At 62.4% G+C, this 16,504-nt stretch carries 18 protein-coding genes; 10 read left to right on the forward strand and 8 right to left on the reverse strand.

The window, feature by feature from the left end; genetic code table 11:
* Window positions 1-56: 56 nt before the first annotated feature.
* The 5 genes from BMY31_RS06180 (at window position 57) to BMY31_RS06200 (ending at window position 5,534) form a co-directional block, all read left to right on the forward strand.
* Complete coding sequence (locus BMY31_RS06180) at window positions 57-1,337, forward strand: adenylosuccinate synthase (RefSeq protein ID WP_091009155.1); 1,281 nt, start codon at window positions 57-59, stop codon at window positions 1,335-1,337.
* 12 nt (window positions 1,338-1,349) lie between these two features.
* Entirely contained in the window at window positions 1,350-2,294 is a 945-nt protein-coding gene (locus tag BMY31_RS06185) for a DegV family protein (RefSeq protein WP_091009158.1), read from the forward strand.
* Window positions 2,295-2,319: 25 nt separating this feature from the next.
* Window positions 2,320-3,618: a phosphoribosylamine--glycine ligase gene (gene purD / locus BMY31_RS06190; RefSeq protein WP_091009160.1), complete on the forward strand. Its 1,299-nt coding sequence runs from the start codon at window positions 2,320-2,322 to the stop codon at window positions 3,616-3,618.
* Window positions 3,619-3,679: 61 nt separating this feature from the next.
* Window positions 3,680-4,432, forward strand: coding sequence for an NUDIX domain-containing protein (locus BMY31_RS06195; protein WP_091009163.1), 753 nt, complete (start codon window positions 3,680-3,682; stop codon window positions 4,430-4,432).
* Window positions 4,433-4,574: 142 nt separating this feature from the next.
* Complete coding sequence (locus BMY31_RS06200) at window positions 4,575-5,534, forward strand: hypothetical protein (RefSeq protein WP_091009166.1); 960 nt, start codon at window positions 4,575-4,577, stop codon at window positions 5,532-5,534.
* Window positions 5,535-5,645: 111 nt separating this feature from the next.
* Here the strand turns inward: BMY31_RS06200 and BMY31_RS06205 are convergent, their stop codons facing one another.
* From BMY31_RS06205 to BMY31_RS06240, 8 genes are all read right to left on the reverse strand, one after another.
* The gene (locus BMY31_RS06205) at window positions 5,646-6,518 is read right to left on the reverse strand and encodes a PfkB family carbohydrate kinase (RefSeq protein ID WP_091009169.1); all 873 of its coding nucleotides are present in this window, start codon (window positions 6,516-6,518) and stop codon (window positions 5,646-5,648) included.
* Between the two features lie 237 nt (window positions 6,519-6,755).
* Window positions 6,756-7,829, reverse strand: coding sequence for a type IV pilus twitching motility protein PilT (locus BMY31_RS06210; RefSeq protein ID WP_091009172.1), 1,074 nt, complete (start codon window positions 7,827-7,829; stop codon window positions 6,756-6,758).
* Between the two features lie 8 nt (window positions 7,830-7,837).
* Window positions 7,838-8,338, reverse strand: coding sequence for a hypothetical protein (locus BMY31_RS06215; protein ID WP_091009175.1), 501 nt, complete (start codon window positions 8,336-8,338; stop codon window positions 7,838-7,840).
* Window positions 8,335-8,718 carry a hypothetical protein gene (locus BMY31_RS06220; RefSeq protein WP_078687291.1) on the reverse strand — a complete coding sequence of 128 codons (384 nt, stop codon included), beginning with the start codon at window positions 8,716-8,718 and terminating at the stop codon, window positions 8,335-8,337. The genes BMY31_RS06215 and BMY31_RS06220 overlap by 4 nt, the downstream gene beginning before the upstream one ends.
* A gap of 2 nt (window positions 8,719-8,720) precedes the next feature.
* Entirely contained in the window at window positions 8,721-9,254 is a 534-nt protein-coding gene (locus BMY31_RS06225) for a DUF4860 domain-containing protein (protein WP_091009178.1), read from the reverse strand.
* Window positions 9,251-9,577, reverse strand: coding sequence for a hypothetical protein (locus tag BMY31_RS06230; protein WP_078687289.1), 327 nt, complete (start codon window positions 9,575-9,577; stop codon window positions 9,251-9,253). Before BMY31_RS06230 ends, BMY31_RS06225 begins: the two co-directional genes overlap by 4 nt.
* 9 nt (window positions 9,578-9,586) lie before the next feature.
* Window positions 9,587-10,639 carry a type II secretion system F family protein gene (locus BMY31_RS06235; RefSeq protein WP_078687288.1) on the reverse strand — a complete coding sequence of 351 codons (1,053 nt, stop codon included), beginning with the start codon at window positions 10,637-10,639 and terminating at the stop codon, window positions 9,587-9,589.
* 38 nt (window positions 10,640-10,677) lie between these two features.
* Entirely contained in the window at window positions 10,678-11,643 is a 966-nt protein-coding gene (locus tag BMY31_RS06240) for a transglutaminase-like domain-containing protein (protein WP_091009180.1), read from the reverse strand.
* A 236-nt stretch (window positions 11,644-11,879) separates the two neighbouring features.
* Here BMY31_RS06240 and purE point away from each other — a divergent pair, with 236 nt between their 5' ends.
* From purE to purN, 5 genes are all read left to right on the forward strand, one after another.
* Window positions 11,880-12,341: a 5-(carboxyamino)imidazole ribonucleotide mutase gene (purE, locus tag BMY31_RS06245; protein WP_078687286.1), complete on the forward strand. Its 462-nt coding sequence runs from the start codon at window positions 11,880-11,882 to the stop codon at window positions 12,339-12,341.
* A gap of 6 nt (window positions 12,342-12,347) precedes the next feature.
* Window positions 12,348-13,187: a class B sortase gene (locus BMY31_RS06250; protein WP_091009183.1), complete on the forward strand. Its 840-nt coding sequence runs from the start codon at window positions 12,348-12,350 to the stop codon at window positions 13,185-13,187.
* 8 nt (window positions 13,188-13,195) lie between these two features.
* Window positions 13,196-14,728: an amidophosphoribosyltransferase gene (purF, locus tag BMY31_RS06255; RefSeq protein ID WP_078687284.1), complete on the forward strand. Its 1,533-nt coding sequence runs from the start codon at window positions 13,196-13,198 to the stop codon at window positions 14,726-14,728.
* Between the two features lie 77 nt (window positions 14,729-14,805).
* Window positions 14,806-15,879: a phosphoribosylformylglycinamidine cyclo-ligase gene (purM, locus tag BMY31_RS06260; protein WP_078687283.1), complete on the forward strand. Its 1,074-nt coding sequence runs from the start codon at window positions 14,806-14,808 to the stop codon at window positions 15,877-15,879.
* Complete coding sequence (purN, locus tag BMY31_RS06265) at window positions 15,876-16,487, forward strand: phosphoribosylglycinamide formyltransferase (protein WP_078687282.1); 612 nt, start codon at window positions 15,876-15,878, stop codon at window positions 16,485-16,487. The genes purM and purN overlap by 4 nt, the downstream gene beginning before the upstream one ends.
* The last annotated feature ends 17 nt before the right edge of the window (window positions 16,488-16,504 follow it).

The raw sequence follows: 16,504 nt of genomic DNA on the forward strand, positions 1-16,504 counted from the left end.
CTTGGCGGGGCGTATACTAAAGAATGGTGTGTAGAACAAATCCGAGAGGGGTAGTAATGCCTGCATCAGTGCTCGTTGGTACGCAGTGGGGAGACGAAGGAAAGGGTAAGGTGACAGACCTTATCTCCGGCGACTTCGACGTCGTATGCCGCTACGCGGGCGGCGCTAACGCTGGCCACACGGTCATCGCAAACGGCCACAAGCTCGCACTGCACCAGGTTCCCTCCGGCGTTATGTATAAGGGGACCTATCCCGTCATCGGCAACGGCTGCATCGTCGACCCCGAGGTCCTCCTGGGCGAGATTGACATGCTCGAGGAGCAGGGCATCGACTGCGGCGACCTCAAGATCTCCGGCAACGCCCACATTGTCATGCCGTATCACAAGGATCTCGACGGCGCTCACGAGAAGAAGCTCGGCAAGAACCTTATCGGCACTACCAAGCGTGGCGTCGGCCCGACCTACATGGACAAGATGAACCGCACGGGCCTTCGCGTTCAGGACATGTTGGACGAGAAGATCTTCCGCGAGAAGCTCGAGGCTGCCCTTGCATACACCAACCCCATTCTCGAGAAGGTCTACGAGATGCCGACCTACACGGTCGACCAGATCTGCGAGACCTACCTTCCCTTCGCCGAGCGCATTCGCCCCTACATCGTCGAGAGCTCGCTCTTCCTCAACGAGCAGCTCGAGTCCGGCAAGAACATTCTCTTCGAGGGTGCCCAGGCAACCATGCTCGACATCGACCACGGCACCTATCCGTTCGTGACGTCTTCCAACTGCACCGCCGGCGGCGCAGTTACCGGTTCTGGCGTTGGTCCCACCAACATCAAGCGCGTCCTTGGCATTGCCAAGGCCTATCTGACCCGCGTCGGCTCTGGTCCCTTCCCGACCGAGCTGTTCGACGAGACGGGCGACCTGCTCGGCGAGGTCGGTCACGAGTATGGCGTCACCACGGGTCGCAAGCGTCGCTGTGGCTGGTACGACGGCGTGGTCGTTAACTACGCCGCCCGCGTCAACGGCCTGACCGACCTCGCCATCACAAAGCTCGACGTCTTGGGTTGCCTGGACGAGATTAAGGTCTGCGTTGCCTACGAGTGTGATGGCAAGATCTACAAGACCGTCCCCGAGCACCAGAGCGTCTTCTATCACGCGAAGCCCGTTTACGAGACCCTGCCTGGCTGGAAGTGCGACATCTCGGACGTCCGCAACTTCTACCAGCTCCCGCGCGAGGCGAAGGACTACATCGACTTCCTCGAGCAGCTCGCCGGCGTCCGCGTTTCCATCATCACCGTCGGTCCCGATCGCGAGCAGACGATCGACCGTTATTGGAACTAGGCTCCGTTCGTGATGATCGAGTCTCGCAAAAACTTTGCCATAGTATGTGACAGTGCCTGTGACCTCCCCCTTTCCGTTCTGGAGAGGGCGGGGGTCGCTCTTGTCCCTCTCAAGGTGCGCATTGCTGACGAGACCTACCGTGACTGCATTGACATCGACGCGCCCGACTACTTCGTCTCGTTCTCGTCGCGTACGGGACAGGTCAACACCTACTCGCCGTCCGTCGAGGAGCTCGCTGACGTTTACAAGAGCCTCGTCGCCCAGGGTTACACCCAGATCGTTTCGGTGCACGTGTCATCCGAGATGCGTGATGCCTATCAGAACGCCGTCGCGGCTGCTCATGAGACCAAGGGTGCGCGCATTCAGGTGATGGACACGCGCGGCACCTCGGGCAAGTTCGCCCTCGTCCTCGCCCGCCTTGCGTGTGATCGTGACGCCGGCTTCGGGGTCGACGAATGCGTTGCACGTGCCGTCAGGGTGGCGCAGGAGTCCCGCATGCTGGTCATTCCCTCTGCTGCCGCTCGCCCTGATCACGGAATCGGGCACAGGAGCAGGGGGATTCTGGGCCACGTGACCAGTCTCCAGCGACGCGCGCTGGGCATCAGGGGCGTATTTGAGATCAATGGCGAGGGGCAGGCCAACGAGCTCTTCCGCTCGAGCGAGCTCTCGAGGCTCTCGGGCTTCATGGCGCGAACTATGAGCGCCTATGCCCAGAAGATGGGTCCGGTAATCTATGTCGAGGTCAGTGGTGGCGTTCCCAAGTTCCTCTCGGTTGTCGAGAAGCCCCTTGACACCAATGAGTTTGAGTCGGACTGCGCCGCCGTTCTTGACACCAACCCTACCACCACGAGTCAGCTGGGCGTCGGCGCCGTCGGGCTGGCCTATGTTCCCCAGAGCCTGCTGGATCCCGCCGAGGCGGCGTCCTTCTTTCAGGTAGACGAAGCGCTTGACAGCTAATAACTTTCAAGGCCGAGGAGGCAGAATGAGCAGCTCGAAAGACACGGTAGACATCCTTCTTCTTGGTGCGGGAGGAAGGGAGCATGCACTTCTTGCCAAGCTCGCCCAGTCCCCGCGTGCGGGAAAGCTCTACGTTGCCCCGGGCAACGGCGGCATGCATCAGCTTGCCGAGGCGGTCGACCTTGACCAGGAGTCTCCCGAGGCCGTCGCGGCATTTGCGCGCGACAATAACATCGGCCTCGTCGTGATCGGCCCCGAGGCCCCGCTCGTCGCCGGCGTCGCCGACGCTGTCCGCGCGGCTGGCATTCCCGTGTTCGGTCCGTCTGGAGCCGCCGCGCAGATGGAGGGCTCAAAGGAGTTTGCCAAGAAGGTCATGTCCCGCGCCGGCGTGCCCACCGCGTCTTACCGCTCCTTTACGGACGAGTCCGCCTGTGCTCACTACGTTCGCGAGCTCAACGGCCCCTGCGTGGTGAAGGCCGACGGCCTCGCTGCCGGCAAGGGCGTCGTCGTCGCGTTCACGGTCGAGGAGGCTCTCGAGGGCGTCCACGAGTGTTTCAACGCCTTCGGCGAGGCCGGAAACACTGTGGTCGTCGAGGAAATGCTTGAGGGACCCGAGTGCTCCCTGCTTGCGCTGACCGACGGCGCAACGGTCGTTCCCCTTGCCACCTCTCAGGATCACAAGCGCGCACTGGACGGCGACAAGGGTCCCAACACCGGTGGCATGGGCGTCTACTCTCCCGTCCCTATCCTGCTCGACGGCGAGCTCGAGAAGATGATCCAGATCGAGCAGAAGGTCGTCGACCAGCTTCGTGCCGACGGCATCCTGTATCAGGGTTGCCTCTACGGCGGCTTCATGCTCACCAAGGACGGTCCCAAGGTCCTCGAGTTCAACGCGCGCTTTGGCGACCCCGAGACGCAGGTCGTGCTGCCTCGCATGAAGGCCGACCTCGTCGAGTGCTTCCTCGCCTGTGACAACGGCACGCTCTCCTCCGACATGGTTCAGTGGGATGACGACTGGGCAGTATCGGTCGTCCTCACGTCGGCGGGCTATCCCGGTTCCTACGAGAAGGGCAAGATCATCTCTGGCGTCGACGATGCCAACGCGATGGACGGCGTGACGGTCTACCACGCCGGAACTAAGCTCGACGCCGACGGCAACGTCCTGACCAACGGCGGGCGCGTGCTGAACGTCACGGCGGTCGCGTCGACGTTTGAGGATGCTCGAAACCTTGCCTATCAGGCCTGCGACAAGATTAGCTTTGAGGGCAAGACCTACCGCCACGACATTGGCATCAAGGCCATCAAGGGCCGCTCCAACCTGTAGCGAACTAGTTCGATGAGTTGGGTTGCGGCGTCTGCGGGCGCCGCAATTGCATTGGAGGATTATGGCTGACGAGAATAGCAAGGCAACGGAGTCGATCATCGACGAGCCGACGTCGGGCGACCAGCTGACTGATGCCATTGATAGCATGCGCTCCAGCGTGACCGCCTTCACCTTCGACGGCGATCGCTCTTCTCATGATCACCAGTCCGGCACACCGGAGCGTCGCGAGCTCGTGCTGGGGGACAACGATCCGCGCGACGCCTCTCTCAGCGAGAGGGTGCTCTCCGAAGACGTTGCCTGGACAGGGAAGATATTCAACGTCGACCGTCTTCAGGTGGAGCTCCCCGATGGTCGCAAGGCCACGCGCGATGTCGTGCGCCATCCCGGCGCTGTCGCCGTCGTCGCCCTTACCGACGACGGCCGTATCTGTCTCGTGAGGCAGTATCGCACCGCCCTCGGGCGCGTCACGGTCGAGATTCCCGCCGGCAAGCTTGACCCTGGCGAGGACCCCCTGAGCTGCGCCGCTCGCGAGCTTCTGGAAGAGACGGGCCTCAAGGCCCAGAAGATGGCATTCCTTACCACCATCGCAACCTCCTGCGGCTTTGCCGACGAGCTCATCCACATCTACATGGCGACGGGCCTCGAGCAGGCTGCGTCCGACCCTGACGTCGACGAGTTCATCAACGTCGACCTCGTGGAGCTCCCAGAGTTCATCGATGCGGTGCTCGACGGCAAGATCGAGGATGCCAAGACCGTCGTGGGCGCGCTCATCTGCGACGCGGTCTCGCACCGTCTTGCGCCTCAGGAACAGTAGGCTGCGGCCAGGCTGTAGCCATTAGCTGTAAGGCGACGCTAAGAGGCCCAGGCACCTGTCGCCTTGCCTATACTTAGGGAAACCAACACGAAAAGAAATGCTGGCCGCCATGGGTGGCTTGAGATTGTTAGGAAGAGGCCGCATGGCAAACAGACACGATAGGGCCCGCATCCAGAAGGGCGCGCTCACCGCCGAGCAGGCCGAGAAGCTCTTTGCCACCGTTGACGAGACCGGTCACACCAACGAGGAGACCGCCAAGAAGCAGCGCAAGCGCCGTAAGGAGCTTGGCCACGGCGTCGACGTCGACCCGCTGTCCGATGCAGACCCCTCGGGTTCCAACGTCGAGAAGGTCATCACCAAGACGGCCGTCGGCTTCGTCATCGTATTCCTCGCAATCGTCGTCGTATCTCAGGTCTCCTGTGGTCTCGTGCGTCGCGCCAACACGGCCGACCTTGCCGAGAACGCCGACCTTACCAGCGTTGCCTCCGCACTTCACGGCGGCGTCGAGTGGGGCAATGGCTTCACGCAGTTCCCTGATACCTTCTCGGTCCAGGAGGCGGACGAGAACACGCACCGCATCGAGGTCACGGTCGTCGACACCACCTCGCAGAATGCCCTCGAGGCTTTCTCGGGCGCGCAGATCCAGGCGACGGCCTTCGCGGTCAACTCTCTGCTCAACCCCAACATCAACACGGTCACGTACCACGTGAACGTTCACGTGGACGAGAACGGCAAGTACCAGCAGTCCGCGCTGTTCGGGCTCCTGCAGCCAAAGGGCGAGGTCAAGACCATCATGACGTTCGTCTGGACCAAGACGACGAACGAGAACGGCGTGGTGCGCTTCAACTGCACGATTACCGGTCTCGACCAGAATATGCAGGACCAGCTGCGTGACAACATCACGTCGTCCTTCACGCCCACCTCGGTAATCAGCAACGTTCTGGGCACCTCTGAAAACGAGAAGGACTCCAAGTCGGAGTCCAAAGCTGATTCCGCCACGAGCTCGACCGAGGCCGCCGCGGCGACGTCGGACGAGTCCGCGACGTCTTCCGACGGAGGTTCCTCGGCAACCGTGGAATCGACCAGCTCGAGCGCCCAGTAAGGTTCTCTGCAGGCTATGCAGCAAGAAGGCCAGGTCATACGACCTGGCCTTCTTTTTCAGACAACATGTGCAGTCGAGCGGCTGGCTTTCGGGCGCGTGACTGGCGTGAGGCTAGCGTACGAGGTCGGTAATCTCGCCCAGGACGCTTTCGAAGCTGACTCCGCGCGTCTCGTAGTCCGGCTGCTGGCGGGTTACGATCATGGCATCGTGTACCAGCTTGCCAGCAAAGTTGACGCTGTCGTACAGGCTCTTGCCGCTCATGACCGCAGCCAGAAGGGCGGACGCGAACAGGTCGCCCGTGCCGTGGAGCATGTAGGGAAGCTGCTCTGCGCAGACCTCGCAGGTCTCGAAGTCCTTGCCCGCAACGTAGTTGCGGATGACGCCGTCGCCGTGGGCCACGCCCTTGATGACGACAGTCTTGGCGCCCATGTCCAGTAGGGCCTCCATGTTGCGCTTGATGAACTCAACGTCGACGTCCTGCCCGCGATACTCGATGCCGGTGATGATGGATGCCTCGGTGAGGTTGGGCGTCAGGATGTCAGCACCCTCGACCAGCTCGGCCGTGGCCTTGCACATCTCGTCGGTGTAGGTGGGGTACTTGCTGCCGCCATCGCCCATGACGGGGTCGACCACGCGCAGCGCCTTGGGATGCGCGTGGTAGATGCGGTTGATTGCCCCTACCTGCTCGGCGGAGCCAAGGAAGCCAGAGTAAACGGCGTCAAGCTCTATGCCCTCCTTGTCCCAGGCGTCCAGATACTCTTCGAGCATCGGCGTGGTGTCATGCATGTAGAAGAAGGGGAACTTGGTGTGCGCCGAGAATAGGGAAGTGGGCACGGGGCACACGTCGCAGCCGGCTGCGGACAGCACGGGAATCGCGACTCCCAGCGAGCACTTTCCGTAGCCGCACAGGTCATGGACGGCTGCGATGCGAGGGATGTAGGCTCCCTCTCGCTTGTACAGATACAGATCTTTGGCATTGCTCATGGCTATTCCTTTCGCATGGACTAATGGACCGATGCCTAAGGCACAAGGATAGCCATTTGCCCGCCCGAAGCGCGACTTGTGCTCGATTGGAAACAGCGCGCGGCGGCATGATGATTGCCTGCCGAGAAGGCGCGTAAAGAAGGCGAGAAGGACAAGTCCTTCTCGCCTTAGGCATAATCGTTGTGTCAGCGTCAGCTGACTGAGAGGTGTCCCGGCCGGCGGCTGGCCCACCCGACTCTAGAGGCCGACCGCATTGAACCTGTTCTCGAGCGCCTCTTGGTGAATGGCGTGCTGGAGAGCGACCTCCTTCGAGACGGTGCCCTGCTTCACCAGGTTGAAGAGGCTCTGGTCCATGGTGCGCATGCCCTGCGTGGAGGAGGAGGCGAGCACCGAGTCGATCTGGTAGCTCTTCTCCTCACGGATAAGGTTGCGGATGGCGGGGTTGCAGACCATGATCTCGAATGCGGGGACGATCTTCCCATCCGTCGTGGGGACGAGCTGCTCACTCACGACGGCCTGGAGGACCATGGAGAGCTGAAGCCGAATTTGACGCTGCTGCGAGGAGGGGAAGGTGTTGACGATGCGGTCCACCGTAGCCGACGCGCTCGAGGTGTGCATGGTCGAGAGGATGAGTTGGCTCATCTCTGCTGCGGTGACGGCGGTGGCCATCGTGTCCCTATCGCGCATCTCGCCCAGGAGGATGACGTCCGGGGACTCGCGCAGTGCCGAGCGCAACGCCTCGTCGTAGGTTGCGACGTCGGTGGGAACCTCACGTTGGGTGACGATGCAGGTGCCGTGATGGTGCACGTACTCGATGGGGTCCTCCATGGTCACGATATGGCCGGCGCGCTCGTGGTTCAGGCGGTCGACCATGCAGGCGAGCGTCGTCGATTTGCCCGCTCCGGCGGTACCGGTGACCAGGACGAGACCGCGCTGGAATCTGACCAGGTCGAGCACCTCCTCAGGGATGCCGAACTCGTCAGGGTCGGGCAGGCCGAAGGGGATTACGCGGATGACCATGCCGAAGGACCCGCGCTGGCGGAAGGTGTTGGCGCGGAAGCGTCCGAGGCCCGCGATGGAGAGCGAGAAGTCCTCGTCGTGGTTGTAGTTCGACTCGAAGTGCGAGAAGTCGCGACCCGCAATCTCGTAGATGCGCCTGACCAGAGCCTCCGTGTCGGAAGGCATCAGTCGCTCCGAGTCGGTGCGATAGTGCTGACCACTCACCTTGTAGGACAGGGGGAGGCCGGCGATGACGAAGACGTCAGACGCCTTCTTGTCGATCATTTGCCTGAGCATGCTCTCGAGATCCATGGGGACTCCTAGTCTTTATTGGAGGCGTCGCCGCCCCAAAGTGAATAGTCGCTGGTATCGCTTTCGGTAACGGTGGAGAGCTCCCATTGCTCGATGGTGTAGGAGCGGTCGCCGTTGATGCCAATCTTGATCTTGAGCGTGTGGCCGTGCTTCGTGGTGATGGTTGCGGTCACAGCCGTTCCGTCGATGCTCGCGCTCACCGACGCGTCGTCCGTGGAGCACTCGCCCGCGAGGCTCGTGAGCTGGCTGGACACGGCGTCGATTGCGCTGTTCTGGTCCTTCGAACCTGAGACGATGCCGTCAATCTTGGAGAGCAGCGTCTGTCCCGTGGCCTCTGCCTCGTATCCCTCGGCAGCCATCGTGGCCTGCCTGTTGGCGAGCGAGCTCATCGCGTTCGAGGTCGAGACGGCGAGCACCGCAAGCACGGCCAGAACGATGATGATTACCAGCGTCAAGATGGTCAGGAGGCCAATGCGCATGTTGCCGCCGGCCTTGCTGTAACGACTCATGAGCGCTCACCTCCCACGTAGCGCGCCGTATCCATCGAGAAGAGCTCGCTTCCGTCGACCTCGCGTACGGTGATGCGCGCGTGGTAGAGCGTTCCCCTGGAGGTGGGCTCTGCGGAGACGTCGCTGTCGACTACGAGGCCGCCCTGGGTGTCGCTCGTCTGTCCGACCTTTGGGTCCGCCGAGAAGGACTCGGCCTCGTTGGACGCCGCGAGGACTGCCTCGTTGAGCCGTGCGCTGTGCTTGCCGGCGACCAGCGCGGACGAGAACAGGGTCGAGAACACCGCCAGCGTCGCGATGAGGACCATGAGCAGGACGAGTGCCTCGACGAGGAAGGCCGTGTTGCCGCCGCCGACCAGGCGTGCGCTTAGGCGCTTTGTCATGGCTACTCACCTCCCTGGACGCTGCGGAGCGCGACGTTTGCGGTCCCGCTGTCGGTCGTAATTGAAAGCAGGCCGTCCTTGTACGAGAACGAGAAGGCCGAGCTTGCGCCGAGTACTGTCGCCTTCTGGGGCGTGTACGGGGTACCCGCGATGGCATACTCTTCGACGACGTTACCCTGGTAGAGGTAGATGCGCGTCTCGTACGTGCCACTCTCGAGCTTCTCGATGATGACGAGGGACTCGCCCTCCGGCCCCCTTCCGCGCGCGATGGAGCCTGCGGCATCGTTGGCGCGCACGGTGCTCACGACGGGGCCAAGGGCGAGCATGCCCTGCTGGCTGTCGACCTGCGTCTGGTGCAGCGAACGATAGCTTACGGTTGCCGCGGCGATGGCGACAAGGTCGATGATGATAAAGCTTGCAAGAAGGATTATCAGGAAGATGCGCATGGGGTCGCGTCGACTTCCCGCATCGATGGCGGCGCTCGCGGCGATGGCTTCGAAGCGCTTCTCGCCCGATTGGTCGGAAGGGGCTCTCATCGTGGAATCACCACCACGGTTGGCGCGACGTTTCCCGCGTATGCTTCGTAGGTAATGACGTAGTCGTTGTGGTTGACAACGAGGCCGTAGTTCCGCTCGAGGTAGCCGAGGGAGGTGGGGTAGGACCCCTCGACCGCGCAGCAGTGGTTTGCGGACTCCAGAATCGCCTCGCGTACCGAGGCGGCGCCCTGCTCAAGCGCACTGCGTCGGTACGCGTTGACGGCAAGACCACAGACCACGGCGAGTACGACGGTCACGACGAGCGAGATGATGCGCGCCCGCCGTCTGCTCTTGATGCGCTCCTGCGTAAGCTCGTGGTACATCGACGCCCCCTATCCGATGGACCTCATGATGCCGATGAGAGGAAGCATGACCGAGATCAGGGTCGCACCAACGGCGATGGTGAGGAAGGCCGCAAGCATCGGCTCGACGCGGGCGATCAGCTGGTCGACACGCTCGAGGGCCGCCTCGAAGAACACCTTCGAGAGCTTGTTCAGAACCGAGTCGACGCTTCCCGTTGAGGATCCGACCTGAATCATGCGCGCGTAGACCGGCTCGAAGATCTCGTGCTTCGAGATAACTTGTGCGAGGGAGAGCGGCGCCTCGGCATCGCACATGTCCTGGAAGGCGGCATCGAGCTTCTTGCGCAGGATGGGATTGGTAACGAGCTCCTTGGAACGCGCCATGGAGGTCTCGGTGTCGAGGCCGGAGGAAACGTAGGTGGACAGAGCGGAGGTGAAGCGGGCGAGCGCGAGCTCGTACATGGCCTCGCGCGTGAAACTGAGCCTCTCGAAGAAGGCGATCGTGCGGTCGCGGCCCCTTTCGGACCCGCTTGCGATCGTCATCGCCGCAACGACCGCGGCCATGACGATGGTGACCACCAGAGCGATCCAGCCGATGACAATCGAGATGCCCACGGCGTTGAAGGATCCTGTCGTGAGGGAGCCGGAGATTCTCTCGTAGGAGTCGACGAAGACCGGGAGGATGAAGGCGACCGTGAAGGCGAGAATGACGGCCATGATGCACAGGAGGCCCGCAGGGTAGCTGACCGCCGCACGCAACTTTGCGAAGGCCGTGCTCTTCTCGTCAAAATAGGTGTCGAGGCTCCTGAGGACGTCCTCGATGCGGCCGGACTGCTCGCCTGCCTTGACCATCTCGATGGCGTAGAGCTGGAAGGCCCCGGTCTCTTCCATGGCGGTGGAGAGGGGCTTGCCTTCGATCAGGTGACTGTAAAGGTCCGCGCAGACGCTCTTGAATCGCGAGTCACTTTGGTTGTCCGCAAGCATGTGGACCGCCTCGTCCACCTGGATGCCCGCCGAGAGCATGTTTGCCATGCTTCCGCAGAACGCGCTCAGCGCACTGCTGTCCAGCAACGTGTCTGCCATAGGACTGCCCCCTCGCATCGTCAGATTGCTGACGAAAATCAATAGATGTACCTGTCAGTATACGTCTTTCCATCACCCACATATTGGGTTGCGTCGGACGCAGCGGCAAAGGTTAGGTCAACGCGACTCCAGGCGTTTTGCTCGACGGTGAACGAGGCTGTTTGCCAGCTGCCGTCGACGTAGACCATCATCCATGCGTGATAGATGTCGCCGGGCGAGACGTAGCCGGTGACGAGCTGTGCCGGGATGCCTTGACTGCGCAGCATTGCGCAACCAAGCGCGGCGTAGTCAAAGCAGATGCCCCTGCCCGTCGCCAGCGTCTCGTCCGGGTCGGGCACGTAGCCCTTTACGTTCCCGATGGACTGGGCCTTCTGGGTGTCGTATGAGATGTTGTCTACGATGAAGGCGCAGATCTTCTGGGCGGCCTCGCCCTGGTTCTGGGCGTCTGATACGATCTCGCGCGCCTTGGCGACGCAGGCACTGCTCTCGCTGTAGTTGCAGTACACGTTGGGCCTCAGGAAGGGTTCGAAGGGGGAGGCCAGCGTGACCGAGACGTTGGCGCTGGTGGTCTCGACGTAGTTGTTCTCGCTGGTATTACGCATGATTCTGATGACGTAGTCGCCGTCGCCCATGTTGAGGGGGAATACCGTGGGCGTACCGTCTGAGGGAAGGTCGTAGTTGTAGCTCTGCTCGCCGTGGGTGATTTGGACCTTCAGCCGTGCCTCCGAGGTCGCCGACGCGCTGACATATCCGTCCGAGGTGTGCGAGGCGTCGATGTACCCGTCGTTTTGTGCGATGGCGGCCTCGCGAACAAACACGGCGTCGCGAATCGACTGGGCTGGCGCGAACGGCGCGCCCTGGGCGCTGCTTCCGCCGCAGCCAAGCAGGGCGAGACAGCAGAGCAAGACGGCGAGAAGCGCGCGGTGCCATGGGCACGTGGCCGCAGCGAGGCATGCGGACGAACGGCGTGCGATGCGCGACGCTATGTGGCGTGCCGAGCCCATCAGCCTATGCCCTTCTCGCGAGACGACGGCAGCATACAATGACTCGAATGTTGGTGCCGTGGCAGGATATGAAAATAGTAACGCCTTCGCCGCGCTTTTTTGCCACCACCCACGTCCGTCTTTATAAATGCTCTGTTGCAGTTTGCCTGCGGAGTAAAACAGGCGTATGCGCCCTCTATACTTGTGAAAAGACAGGGCGCTTGGCGCGCCAACCGTGAAAGGGCTTTGGAGGAGCAATGGCAGAGGCACCGCTCGTGGGAATCATCATGGGGTCCAAGTCGGACCTTCCGGCAATGGAGGCTTGCACCGAGCAGCTCGACGAGCTCGGCGTTCCCTACGAGCTTGTGATTGCGTCGGCTCACCGCGCGCCGGCGAGGGTTCACGAGTGGGCGTCCACCGCTGCGGACCGTGGCATCAAGGTGATCATCGCCGCTGCCGGCAAGGCCGCGCATCTTGGCGGAGTCGTTGCCGCGTATACCCCGCTCCCCATCGTCGGCGTGCCCATGAAGACGAGCGACCTGGGTGGCATGGATTCCCTTCTGTCCATGGTCCAGATGCCGTCGGGCGTTCCCGTGGCCTGCGTGGCCATCGGCGGCGCCAAGAACGCCGCGATCTATGCGACCCAGATTCTCGGCGCGACCATGCCCGAGTATCGCAGCAAGATCATAGAGTTCAAGAACGCGATGGCCGAGGCCTAGGCAGCCATGAAGACGACTCCCGACAACGAGAAGCGCGCAGCCTCCCGCGAGCAGGGGGTCTCTGGTCACAAGGCCCACCGTGCCCGCAGAATCGTGTCGAACATTCTGATCGCGTGCGGCGTCGCCCTCCTGCTCTACGCGGCCGGAAGCTGGGGCCTTGCCCAGTACAACTATTGGAAGCAGGACCAGGAGAACAAGAAGCTTGCGACGTATGCGAGCGTGCCGACGAAGGAGTCGGAGGCACCCACCGTTGACTGGGAGGGGCTTAAGGCGGTCAACGGTGACGTCGTCGGCTGGCTCGAGGTTCCTGGCACTACGGTCAACTATCCCGTTTACCAGGGGGAAGACAATACCTGGTACCTGAGGCACAGTGCCGAGGGCTACTGGACCATCGGCGGACAGGTGTTCATGGACTACCAGAACACCGCTCCTGGCCTGGTAGACAACCAGACCATCCTGTACGGGCACCACCTCAAGGACGGGTCGATGTTCTACCCGCTCTTCCTCCTGAACGACCAGGCAACCTTCGATGCGACGAATACCGTCTGGTACGTAACCGAGGGCGGCGCCGTCGAGCTCGAGCCGCTTATGGTCTACTACACCGACCCCAACGACCAGAACGTCCGTCGCTTCCAGTTCGCTTCTGATGATGAGTTCCGTTCCTACCTTATGGGTCTGCTGGGCAAGTCGGTCACCCGCCGCGCCGACGCCGAGACCATCATTTCCGGAACGAGCCATGTTCTAACCATGTCTACCTGCAACTACTACGAAGGGTACGGTCGCTCCCTGCTGGTGTGCGTACCCAAGTCCGAGGCTCAGGCGGCAACGGTTGCCGCCTCTGTATAGGGGGATTTGTGCTAGAGAATTTTACCGGGCTTGACGTCCGCGAAGACGCCGACACGCTCCACGAGGAGTGCGGCGTCTTTGGCATTTGGGCACCCGACCGCGACGTTGCCCGACTCACCTGCTTTGCGCTCCGCGCCCTTCAGCATCGCGGACAGGAGTCCGCGGGCATCGCCGTGGGCAATGGCTCTACGGTGCTGGTCCGCAAGGACCTGGGTCTTGTTGCCGAGGTCTTCTCGGATTACGATTTGGGGGCTATGCCGGGCAAGCTTGCCGTCGGACACGTTCGCTATGGCACTTCGGGCGCGCGCAGCTGGGAGGCGGCTCAACCTCACCTGTCCACCATCGACGACGTCATTATCGCGCTTGCGCACAATGGCACCCTGGTGAACTCCGACCATCTCCGCGCGGAGCTCGACCGCGTGGGCGTGCGCTTCAGGTCCAACACCGACTCTGAGGTGGCCGCGAAGCTCATTGGCTTCTTCACGGGTCACGAGCATCGCATCATCAAGGGCATCAGGCACACGATGAACCTCATCGAGGGCGGATATGCCATGGCGCTCGCCCGCGAGAACGCGCTGTATGCCTTCAGGGATCCGCACGGAATCAGGCCGCTGGTTCTGGGGGAGCTTCCCGCTCGCGAGGACGGAACCGGCGCGGGTTGGGTCGTCGCGTCTGAAACCTGCGCCTTTGACATTGTCGGCGCTCGCTTCGTGCGCGAGATCGAACCGGGCGAGATCATTCGCATCTCTGAGGACGGCCTGGTCTCCGAGCCCGGCACCCAGGCACGTGCGACGCACAACTGCATCTTCGAAGAGGTGTACTTCTCGCGCCCCGACTCCATCGTCGACGGCAGCTCCGTGTACTCGATGCGCTACAACATGGGTCGCCAACTTGCCCGTGAGGCACCCGTCGACGCCGACCTCGTCATCGGCGTTCCCGACTCTGGCCTGCCTCCTGCGGAGGGCTTTGCCGCCGAGCTTGGGCTCAAGTTTGGCGAGGGCCTCATCAAGAACCGCTACGTCGCCCGCACCTTTATCCAGCCAACGCAGGAGATGCGCCAGATGGGCGTTCGCCTCAAGCTGAACGCGCTGCGCGACAACGTCGAGGGCAAGCGCATAGTCATGGTCGACGATTCCATCGTGCGCGGCACCACCTCCAAGCAGATCGTTCGCATGCTCAAGGACGCCGGCGCCAAGGAAGTCCACGTGCGCATCAACTGCCCCGAGGTCAAGTGGCCCTGCTTCTACGGCATCGACACGGACGTGCAGGCACAGCTGATCAGCGCCACCAAGAACGTCGAGGAGGTGTGCCAGTTCATCGAGGCCGACTCGCTTGCGTTCCTCTCGCTCGAGGGGCTCGAGAGCTGCGTGCCGAAGGTCGGGTGGTGCAAGGCCTGCTACAACGGCGAGTATCCCGTCGAGGTGCCACCTGCGTTCGCCGCCGGCAAGTTCGTCGAGGGATTCAAGCCCGTGAGCCTGTATCCGCCGACTGACGGCGCCACGCGCAGCATCGACGAGGAGCTTCAGGTCGAGGTTCAGTAGGGCATCCCCGGGGGAGAAGAGCCTGGCATCTTAGGTTGTAAATCGGCGGCGACGCCGCCTGGACTAAGGAGTAATGAATGACGACAGAGCAGACCAAGCACGTCACGTACGCCGACGCGGGTGTCGACGTCGATGAGGGGGCACGTGCGGTCGATGCGATCAAGGACACGGTCAAGGCGACCAGTCGCCCTGAGGTCATCGGCGGCCTGGGGGGCTTTGGCTCGTGCTTCTCCATGAAGCCATTCAAGGACATGGAGGATCCCGTCTTGGTGTCCGGAACCGACGGCGTTGGCACCAAGCTCGCCATCGCGCAGCTGCTCGACCGTCACGAGACCGTGGGTGAGGACCTTGTCGCCATGTGCGTCGACGATGTCGTGCCCATCGGCGCCGAACCCCTGTTCTTCCTGGACTACGTCGCCATCGGCAAGCTCAAGGCCGACCACGTCGCGAAGATCGTCAAGGGTATCGCGAACGGCTGCAAGAAGAGCGGCTGCGCCCTGGTCGGCGGCGAGATGGCGGAGCATCCCGGCGTCATGAAGGCTGACGACTACGACCTGGCCGGCTTTGTCGTCGGCGTCGTCGACCGACCGAAGATGATCGGTCCCGACAAGGTCAAGGCGGGCGACGTCATCATCGGTCTGCCCTCCAGTGGCATCCACTCCAACGGCTACTCCCTCGTGCGCAAGGTCGCCATCGAGGGCAAGACGATTGAGGAGCTCAACCAACCTCTCGACGAGCTGGGCGGAGAGTCCCTGGCAGATGCGGTCCTTCGACCCACGGCCATCTATGCAGGCGGCCTCGTCAAGGCACTCAAGGCTGGTGCGCCGATCCACGCAATGGCTCACATCACGGGTGGTGGCATCACCGAGAACCTCAACCGTGCCCTGCCCTCCAACGTCGACGCCGTCGTTGACCGCGGTGGCGATGATGGTCCCGCATGGGACGTTCCGCCCATCATCACCTACTGCGTCAAGGCCGCCGGCCTCACGCCCGACGAGGCCTACAAGACCTTCAACATGGGTGTCGGCATGAGCATCATCTGCGACCCCAACGACGTGGACGAGGTCTGCGGGGACCTAGTCGAGCAGGGCTTCGCTCCCTTCGTCATGGGCGAGTGCGTCGAGGGCGAGGGCAAGGTGACCTATCGATGAGCATCAAGCTCGGCGTTCTGCTCTCGGGCTCAGGCACCAACCTGCAGGCTATCATCGACCGCATTGACGCGGGCACGCTCGATGCACAGATCGCGATTGTAATCTCTTCTCGCCCGAGCGCCTACGGCCTCAAGCGCGCCGAGGCTGCTGGCATCCAGACGATGACCTTGAGCAAGGAGATCTATGCCGACCCGATGACGGCGGACGAGGTGATCGCGTCCGCGCTGAAGCGCGAGGGCGTCGACTACGTCATCATGGCTGGATACATGCGAATGGTCCACGCTCCCATTCTGCGTGCGTTCGAAAATCGCGTCGTGAACCTGCATCCAGCTCTGCTGCCCAGCTTCAAGGGCGCCCATGCCATTCAGGATGCCTACGACTACGGCGTCAAGGTGACGGGCGTGACCGTGCACTTTGCCGACGACAAGTACGACTGTGGCCCAATCATCGCGCAGCGTGCCCTGGTCGTTGAGGAGGGATGGGACGTCGATACGCTCGAGTCTCGCATCCACGACATCGAGCACGAGCTCTACCCCGACACCATCCAGCTGCTGTCGGAGGGTCGCGTGCGCGTTGAGGGCAACAAGGTTGTTGTCGACCCCGCCTAGGGGAGTCGCGAATCGTG

This window comes from Parafannyhessea umbonata (assembly GCF_900111255.1).
GTDB classification, from domain to species: Bacteria; Actinomycetota; Coriobacteriia; order Coriobacteriales; family Atopobiaceae; genus Olsenella_J; species Olsenella_J umbonata_A.

Coding starts and splice junctions, on each gene's coding strand:
- BMY31_RS06180 (WP_091009155.1), top strand. CDS start 57: ATGCCTGCATCAGTGCTCGTTGGTACGCAGTGGGGAGACGAAGGAAAG.
- BMY31_RS06185 (WP_091009158.1), top strand. CDS start 1,350: ATGATCGAGTCTCGCAAAAACTTTGCCATAGTATGTGACAGTGCCTGT.
- purD (WP_091009160.1), top strand. CDS start 2,320: ATGAGCAGCTCGAAAGACACGGTAGACATCCTTCTTCTTGGTGCGGGA.
- BMY31_RS06195 (WP_091009163.1), top strand. CDS start 3,680: ATGGCTGACGAGAATAGCAAGGCAACGGAGTCGATCATCGACGAGCCG.
- BMY31_RS06200 (WP_091009166.1), top strand. CDS start 4,575: ATGGCAAACAGACACGATAGGGCCCGCATCCAGAAGGGCGCGCTCACC.
- BMY31_RS06205 (WP_091009169.1), bottom strand. CDS start 6,518: ATGAGCAATGCCAAAGATCTGTATCTGTACAAGCGAGAGGGAGCCTAC.
- BMY31_RS06210 (WP_091009172.1), bottom strand. CDS start 7,829: ATGGATCTCGAGAGCATGCTCAGGCAAATGATCGACAAGAAGGCGTCT.
- BMY31_RS06215 (WP_091009175.1), bottom strand. CDS start 8,338: ATGAGTCGTTACAGCAAGGCCGGCGGCAACATGCGCATTGGCCTCCTG.
- BMY31_RS06220 (WP_078687291.1), bottom strand. CDS start 8,718: ATGACAAAGCGCCTAAGCGCACGCCTGGTCGGCGGCGGCAACACGGCC.
- BMY31_RS06225 (WP_091009178.1), bottom strand. CDS start 9,254: ATGAGAGCCCCTTCCGACCAATCGGGCGAGAAGCGCTTCGAAGCCATC.
- BMY31_RS06230 (WP_078687289.1), bottom strand. CDS start 9,577: ATGTACCACGAGCTTACGCAGGAGCGCATCAAGAGCAGACGGCGGGCG.
- BMY31_RS06235 (WP_078687288.1), bottom strand. CDS start 10,639: ATGGCAGACACGTTGCTGGACAGCAGTGCGCTGAGCGCGTTCTGCGGA.
- BMY31_RS06240 (WP_091009180.1), bottom strand. CDS start 11,643: ATGGGCTCGGCACGCCACATAGCGTCGCGCATCGCACGCCGTTCGTCC.
- purE (WP_078687286.1), top strand. CDS start 11,880: ATGGCAGAGGCACCGCTCGTGGGAATCATCATGGGGTCCAAGTCGGAC.
- BMY31_RS06250 (WP_091009183.1), top strand. CDS start 12,348: ATGAAGACGACTCCCGACAACGAGAAGCGCGCAGCCTCCCGCGAGCAG.
- purM (WP_078687283.1), top strand. CDS start 14,806: ATGACGACAGAGCAGACCAAGCACGTCACGTACGCCGACGCGGGTGTC.
- purN (WP_078687282.1), top strand. CDS start 15,876: ATGAGCATCAAGCTCGGCGTTCTGCTCTCGGGCTCAGGCACCAACCTG.